The organism is Cryobacterium sp. M25 (assembly GCF_002929635.1).
Taxonomy (GTDB): Bacteria; Actinomycetota; Actinomycetes; order Actinomycetales; family Microbacteriaceae; genus Cryobacterium; species Cryobacterium sandaracinum.
Genome location: NZ_PJJU01000027.1, coordinates 21,802 through 27,839, shown reverse-complemented (window position 1 = coordinate 27,839; position 6,038 = coordinate 21,802). Strand labels below are relative to the sequence as shown.

9 protein-coding genes are annotated in these 6,038 nt (G+C 68.9%); 5 read left to right on the top strand and 4 right to left on the bottom strand.

Annotation, left to right across the window (positions count from 1 at the left end):
* Positions 1 to 218, bottom strand: a 218-nt coding sequence (locus tag CXY81_RS15950) for a hypothetical protein (RefSeq protein WP_199182899.1), incomplete at its 3' end; no start/stop codon positions are given.
* A 247-nt stretch (positions 219 to 465) separates the two neighbouring features.
* Complete coding sequence (locus CXY81_RS01415) at positions 466 to 876, bottom strand: Hsp20/alpha crystallin family protein (RefSeq protein ID WP_104170419.1); 411 nt, start codon at positions 874 to 876, stop codon at positions 466 to 468.
* Positions 877 to 1,080: 204 nt separating this feature from the next.
* On the opposite strand from CXY81_RS01415, the gene CXY81_RS01410 reads away from it, so the two are divergent.
* Positions 1,081 to 1,440 (top strand): TIGR02611 family protein, encoded by a 360-nt coding sequence (locus CXY81_RS01410; RefSeq protein ID WP_104193736.1) that lies wholly within the window; start codon positions 1,081 to 1,083, stop codon positions 1,438 to 1,440.
* Here CXY81_RS01410 and CXY81_RS01405 read toward each other — a convergent pair.
* The gene (locus CXY81_RS01405) at positions 1,437 to 2,129 is read right to left on the bottom strand and encodes a ScbR family autoregulator-binding transcription factor (protein ID WP_104170417.1); all 693 of its coding nucleotides are present in this window, start codon (positions 2,127 to 2,129) and stop codon (positions 1,437 to 1,439) included. The two genes, CXY81_RS01410 and CXY81_RS01405, sit on opposite strands and share 4 nt — an antisense overlap.
* A 241-nt stretch (positions 2,130 to 2,370) precedes the next feature.
* Between CXY81_RS01405 and CXY81_RS01400 the strand changes: the two genes are divergently transcribed.
* Positions 2,371 to 2,598: a PLDc N-terminal domain-containing protein gene (locus CXY81_RS01400; RefSeq protein ID WP_104099265.1), complete on the top strand. Its 228-nt coding sequence runs from the start codon at positions 2,371 to 2,373 to the stop codon at positions 2,596 to 2,598.
* A 28-nt stretch (positions 2,599 to 2,626) separates the two neighbouring features.
* On the opposite strand, the gene CXY81_RS01395 is transcribed toward CXY81_RS01400, so the two are convergent.
* Entirely contained in the window at positions 2,627 to 3,097 is a 471-nt protein-coding gene (locus tag CXY81_RS01395) for a universal stress protein (RefSeq protein WP_104099266.1), read from the bottom strand.
* 103 nt (positions 3,098 to 3,200) lie between these two features.
* Here CXY81_RS01395 and CXY81_RS01390 point away from each other — a divergent pair, with 103 nt between their 5' ends.
* The 3 genes from CXY81_RS01390 (at position 3,201) to CXY81_RS01380 (ending at position 6,036) form a co-directional block, all read left to right on the top strand.
* On the top strand, positions 3,201 to 4,091 hold the full coding sequence (locus tag CXY81_RS01390) for a hypothetical protein (protein ID WP_174843651.1): 891 nt from the start codon (positions 3,201 to 3,203) through the stop codon (positions 4,089 to 4,091).
* A 381-nt stretch (positions 4,092 to 4,472) separates the two neighbouring features.
* On the top strand, positions 4,473 to 5,381 hold the full coding sequence (locus CXY81_RS01385; RefSeq protein WP_146067580.1) for a hypothetical protein: 909 nt from the start codon (positions 4,473 to 4,475) through the stop codon (positions 5,379 to 5,381).
* A gap of 217 nt (positions 5,382 to 5,598) precedes the next feature.
* On the top strand, positions 5,599 to 6,036 hold the full coding sequence (locus CXY81_RS01380; RefSeq protein ID WP_104193734.1) for a DUF1801 domain-containing protein: 438 nt from the start codon (positions 5,599 to 5,601) through the stop codon (positions 6,034 to 6,036).
* The last annotated feature ends 2 nt before the right edge of the window (positions 6,037 to 6,038 follow it).

Sequence of the window (6,038 nt, the reverse complement as noted above, 5' to 3'; positions counted from 1 at the left end):
GCGGGCCGGGTGGCGACGACTCCGGCCGGTGCACCGGATGGCGGTGCCGCGGCGGCGGGCCGGGTGGCGACGACTCCGGCCGGTGCACCGGATGGCGGTGCCGCGGCGGCCGCGGCGGTGCCGGCTCCGAGCAGGAGCAGCGAGACCGCGGCGGTGAGGGCCACGGCTTTCAGAGATCGCGGGCGGGGGGACTGTGAGCGAACAGCGTTGTACGTCATTTCTTCTCTCCTGGTTCAGCCTGAACCGGTTTGGTACTGCCAACTAAACCGGTTAAGGCGACGCGAGTCAAGAGAAGTGGCGCATTGCGTCCCCCATTCGGGGCTGGAGGGTCTCCGCATCGTCGAGAGTCGCCTCGTGTGCCGAGAATCGCCCGTGCAACGGGGACTCTCGGCACAATCGGCGACTCTCGTCGCGCGCGCGCGGGCGTGACGGGCGCGGGCGTGGCCGCGCGGGCGCGCGACCGGCTCAGCTTCGCGCGATCGGCACCTTCTTCGGCTCCTCGGCACCCTCGGGCACCGGCACGCGCACCTCGAGCACGCCGTCCCGGTAGGACGCCGTCACATCCTCTTCCTTGACTCCACGGGGCAGCGCGATGTCGCGCGTGAACGAGCCGTACCGGAACTCGGTCCGGTAGCCGTCCTTGTCCTTGTGCTCGGTCTTTTCCTGCCGCTCGGCCTGGATGTGCAGCACGCCGTCGCTGACCGACACATCGACATCCTTTTCCGGGTCGATTCCGGGCAATTCCGCCCTCACAACCAGGCTGCCGCCGTCGCGGAATTCCTCCACCCGCAGGGCCGGAGTGTCCCAGTCGCCCTCGAAAAAGCGCCGCACCGGCTCCGGCATTTCGAAACGCTCGCGTTTTGCAAGTGCAGCCATGATTCGTCTCCTCCGTGTTGCCCGAATGTAGTCACCCAAATGTGGTCACCCGAATGTAGTCACCCGGATGTGGTTACCCGGATGTTGCTCCAGATGCCGCACACAGTACCCCCGGGGCCGGAGTCACGCTCCGGTCAGAGGCGGCGACAGCGGCGACGGATGCCCGCGCAGCCGGTTCCCAGCGACCCGGCTTAGCCTGATCGCATGACCGTCATCCTCCAGCGCGAAATCGGCGAAGGACGCAGCTCCGCCCACCCGATCCGGCGCTTCCTGCGCCGGAGCCGCGCCTGGGTGGACCAGCATCCGCGGCTGCGCTGGCTCTACCGCACTGTGGTCGGCGTACTCGGCTCCACGGTGGCCGTCATCGGGCTCATTCTGGTGCCCCTGCCGGGGCCCGGCTGGCTCGTCGTCTTCCTCGGCATCGCGATCCTGGGCACGGAATTCCCCACCGCGCACCGCATCGCGGTGGCCCTCAAGCGCATCCTGACTACGGTCTGGGCGTGGTGGCGCTCCCGGCGGGCGCGCGCGTCCGCCGGAGGGTCGACCGCTTCGGCTGGGTCCTAGGCCCGATCCGCTACCCCGCCCGCAGCGCCCGGGCCCGCGGCGCAGCTCGCCCGTACACGGGCCGGCAGGGCGGTCAGCTTCGCCCGCCGCTCGTCCGGAAGCCCGGCCGGCAGCAGGCCCGGCAGGAGCAGCGCCCACATCTCCTCCACTCGCTGGAAGAGGTCCGCCCGCCCGGTGAGCACCTGGGAGACGGTCTGCACGCCCGTGAAGGCGGGGCTGATGAAGTGCGCGGCGGCCTCTACGTTCAGATCGGCCGAAACGTCGCCTTCATCGATTGCGCGTCGCAGCACCTTCCCGCAGACATCGATCCAGTCATGGAACGGACCGACCACCGGCACCGAGAAATTGGAGGCCTCCATGGTGAGACGGATGCCCGCACTCACCACCGGCTCGTCCCGCACCTGCGCCGCCAGCTCAAAAGTCATCAGGATGAGGGCTTGCAACCCGGGCATCGTGCCGTCCAGCAGCCTCTGGCCCAAGCCGATCGAGGCCTCGTGCTGCGCCTCGATCACGGCGAGCGCGAGCGCCTGCTTGGACGCGAAATGAAAATAGAGTGCGCCCTTGCTCACTCCGGCGGCGACTTCCAGTCCGGCCAGGGTCGTGCTGCCGTACCCGTGCTCCCGGAAGGCGACCGCCGCACCCCGGATGATCGCGGCCCGCGTTCCGATCGCCCGTTGTTGCTGCGCCATTCCACTCCTCGATTATTCCGGCTTCCAGCGTAGCGACTGCCCGAACCGGGGTCGCACACGGCCCCGCGCATCCGTTGTATCGTCTCTGCCTCAATCGGCCCCAATCTGCCTCAATCGGCCCCAATCTGCCTCAATCCGCCTCAATCGACCCCACAGAAGATACCGTTTGGTATGGTTTAGGCACGGGACGCTGTGATAGGGGAAAGCGGGCGTCTCAGGGGGTTCAACAGGGGAGGTCGTAATGATCGATAGTGCAGGCATGGTGCAGATGGCAGCACTCGGACTCGGCGGCCTCGCCGTTCTGGGCAGCGCGGCGCTGATCGCCGCCGCCCTGACACAGATCAGCCGGGCCATCCACCTGCGGCAGGCGGCGCGGGCGAGCTGGGTGCTGGCCGTCGTCTGCGCGCCGGTCTTCGGGGCGGTCGCCTGGTTCGCGGTCGGCAACCGGATCGACGCCGACCAGAGCTGACTGGAGCCGACCGCCGCCAGCGGTCGGCTCAGGTGTTCGGGCGCACGACCAGCACCGGGCACTTGGCGTGCCGCACGCACTGTTCGCTCACGGAACCCAGCAGCATGCCGCTGAGGCCGCCGCGGCCGCGGGAGCCGACCACGAGCATCCGTGCGCCTCGGGACACGTCGATCAGGGACTTCAACGGACTGGCGTAGACGGCCCGGTAGGTAACCTTCACGTCGGGGTGCTTGGCCACCTCGGCCATCACGGCCTCGCCGAGCTCAATGCGCACCGCGTCGGCATAGTCCTCGATCGACGCGACATAGCCGAATTCCCAGTTGGCCGGGCGCGGCGCCGTGTCGATGGACCACGCGCGCACCAGCACGACCGGTGCGTGCAGCTGCTCGGCGAGGTCGAGCGCCACGGTCACGGCGTGATCGGCGTGACCCGATCCGTCGTGTCCGACGACGATGCTGTCGCTGGAAACGGGAGTCTGTTCTGGCTGTGTGTCAGGCATGACCCCAAGCTACTCCGGGGGCCCGGGTCGCGACGCGCGCGCTGCTGCGTGTCGGCCGCCTGCTCCCAGCCCCTTCCCGCAGTGCCCCGGTAAGGTCTCCCCTATGACGTACCTGGGCACGCCGCGTCGACGACAGACCGCACTGGCGATGGTCGTCACTCTGGCCGTGCTGGGCGCTGGCCTGGCGCTGGTCGCGTCGGTGCACACCACCGGCGAAGCAGCCGCGTCTACCGGTTTCGCCCCCGGTGCGATCATCAGCGACTACAACTTCTACAACGCCGACTCCCTGAACGAGGGCGAGATCCAGTCGTTCCTGGGGGAGCGCTCCTGCATCCCCCGCGATGGCTCACCGTGCCTGGCCGACTACGAGGAGAACACGATCTCCCAGCCGGCCCACGGCGAGGGGCACTGCGCCGCCTACCCTGGGGGCCGCAACGAGTCGGCCGCCCGCATCATCGCGAAGGTGTCCGCGGCCTGCTCCATCAGCCCGAAGGTGCTGCTCGTGCTGCTGCAGAAGGAGCAGTCCCTGCTTACCCGGCCGAGCGCATCCGGTTATCTGCGCGCCACCGGCTACGGCTGCCCCGACACGGCCGACTGCGACACGGCGTACTTCGGCTTCTTCAACCAGGTCTACCGTGCCGCCTGGCAGTTCCGGCAGTACACCCAGGAGCCCGAGCGCGCCTACAAGATCGGAACCGTCCGCGTGGGCTTCAATCCGGATGCGAGTTGCGGGGTGTCCTCCGTCACCATCGAGAACCAGGCCACCGCGAACCTCTACAACTACACGCCGTACCAGCCCAATTCCGCCGCGCTGGCACGCCCGGGCACCGACGGCGACGGATGCTCGACGCACGGCAACCTGAACTTCTGGCGGTTCTACAACCAGTGGTTCGGGGCGTCGGGGGCCGTGGGCTATCCCGCGGCATTCAACTCGTGCCTGAACCTCGTCGGCGGCCAGCCCTGCCGCAAGCACGGGCTGTTGCCGACGCCCTGAGCGCGCCCCGCAGTCTCGCGGCTTTCTCCGCGGTTCATCGGCGGTGACGCCGCGGTTTCTCCGCACAGACGCCACGGTTTCTCCGCGCAGAGCGTAATCGCCCCGAGCGCCTCGGCTTCCCCGGCTCCGGCCGCCCGGCCGGGCGAGACCCGAGGCCCTGACGGGCTCAGCCCCCGGTCAGGCCGCATTCCCCGCTCGGCTGCCCCCGCCTCGGCCGGCTGCGTTTCCCGGCAACACGCCCACCGGGAACGGGCGAGCACCGTGCCGATTCTCAGCGTGCAGGGACCGGCCGCCCACTCCCGGTACCTAAACTCCTCCGATGACTACGAACGGTCGATCGGGTGTTTCGCCGACCGGCCGCCGCAATCGAAAGGATCCACTTTGAACAAGCACACGATCGCCCCGGCAACCGCCACCTCCCGCACCAAGCGCGTCACCCTCGGCGCCGCGTCGGTCATGACCGCCGGAGCACTGCTCGGCGTCGGCGCGCAGGGCGCCACCGCCGCCCCACTCAGCGCCGAGACCACGTCGACCTTCAGCGCGAGCGGAGATGCCGGCGCCACGTCGAACGGCGAATTCCTGGCGTCGCTTTCGACCGAACTTCGGGCAGACCTTTCCCACGGGCAGAGCGGCAATGTGAAGGCCCAGAAGGTGGCCACCACCCTCTCCGAGCACGCTGAGCTCTTCGAGACTTTGCCCGCGAACCTGCAGTCCGACCTGAACACCCTCAAGGATGCCTCCGGCGCGGCCGACCGGGCTGCCGCCGTCGACACCGTGCGCACCACCGCACTCGCCGGAGGATACGGCGAGGAGATCACGAAGATCGCGGAAGCCGTTCGGGACAACCCGGAGCACCCGCTGGCCGCCGCCGTGCGCGCCGCCCTCGGCAGTGACCTCGGCACCGCTGAACCAGGTGCCGCGCAATCAGGTGCCGAGCAATCAGGTGCCGAGCAATCAGGTGCCGAGCAATCGGGTGCCGAGCAGGAGTCGGCCGCGGAGGCCGGTTCCTCGGTGACGGAGCTGGCGCTCCAACTCACCGACAACCCCGCGCTGCTCGACAAGCTGCCGGCCAACCTCCAGGCCGACCTGACCGAGCTTGAGAACACGCCCGCCGACGAGCAGGAGACCGCCGCGCAGGAGCTCGAAGCCGCCGCATTGAACGGTGACTACGGCACCGTGGTGCAGAAGATCGCCGAGCGGGTCCAGGCGCACGTCGCGGCCGAGGCCGACGCGGGTGCCGACGCGGGTGCCGACGCGGGTGCCGACGCGGACATCCACGCTGGAAACTAGCACCGCAGCAGAACGGATGGCCGGAAGCGCACCGCTTCCGGCCATCCGTCTGCCCGGGTGCAGACGCCACTGATACCTACCCCCGTGTGGAACCAATTCGACGGAGATTTTCGGGAAAATGTGAGGTTTCACAATAGTTTGGCTCGTTTCTGGCAAAATCTCCGTCGAATTCGGTGGGGACTGAGCCGGTCAGGGGTGCCCGCGCCATAATGGCGCCATGGCCGAAATCAAGACGCAGCCGACGGATGCTTCCGTCGAGGACTTCCTGGATGCCGCGACGCCCGCCCGCCGCCGCGCGGACGGCAAGGCCCTCGACGCGCTCTTCCGCGAGGTGACGGGCGCCGACCCTGTCCTGTGGGGTCCATCGATCGTGGGCTACGGCAGCTACCGCTACGCGTCGCCCGCGAACCCGCGCAACCGCGGAGACTGGCCGAAGACGGGGTTCTCTCCGCGCAAGGCGCAACTGTCGATCTACGGGCTCAAGGACCTCCCCGGGGGCGCCGCACTCCTTCCGCGGCTCGGTGCGTACACGGAGGGCGCGGGGTGCGTCTACGTGAAAAAGATCGACGACATCGACCTGGACGTCCTTCGTCGGCTCGTGGAGATCGCCTGGTCCCGGGGCGACGACCCCGCGCCGGCGGCGGCCGCCGAATGAGT

Bases quoted from the DNA above. Each gene is read 5' to 3' on its own strand.
- CXY81_RS01380 (WP_104193734.1), top strand. From the start codon at position 5,599: ATGGCCGAAATCAAGACGCAGCCGACGGATGCTTCCGTCGAGGACTTC.
- CXY81_RS01415 (WP_104170419.1), bottom strand. From the start codon at position 876: ATGGCTGCACTTGCAAAACGCGAGCGTTTCGAAATGCCGGAGCCGGTG.
- CXY81_RS01410 (WP_104193736.1), top strand. From the start codon at position 1,081: ATGACCGTCATCCTCCAGCGCGAAATCGGCGAAGGACGCAGCTCCGCC.
- CXY81_RS01405 (WP_104170417.1), bottom strand. From the start codon at position 2,129: ATGGCGCAGCAACAACGGGCGATCGGAACGCGGGCCGCGATCATCCGG.
- CXY81_RS01395 (WP_104099266.1), bottom strand. From the start codon at position 3,097: ATGCCTGACACACAGCCAGAACAGACTCCCGTTTCCAGCGACAGCATC.
- CXY81_RS01400 (WP_104099265.1), top strand. From the start codon at position 2,371: ATGATCGATAGTGCAGGCATGGTGCAGATGGCAGCACTCGGACTCGGC.
- CXY81_RS01390 (WP_174843651.1), top strand. From the start codon at position 3,201: ATGACGTACCTGGGCACGCCGCGTCGACGACAGACCGCACTGGCGATG.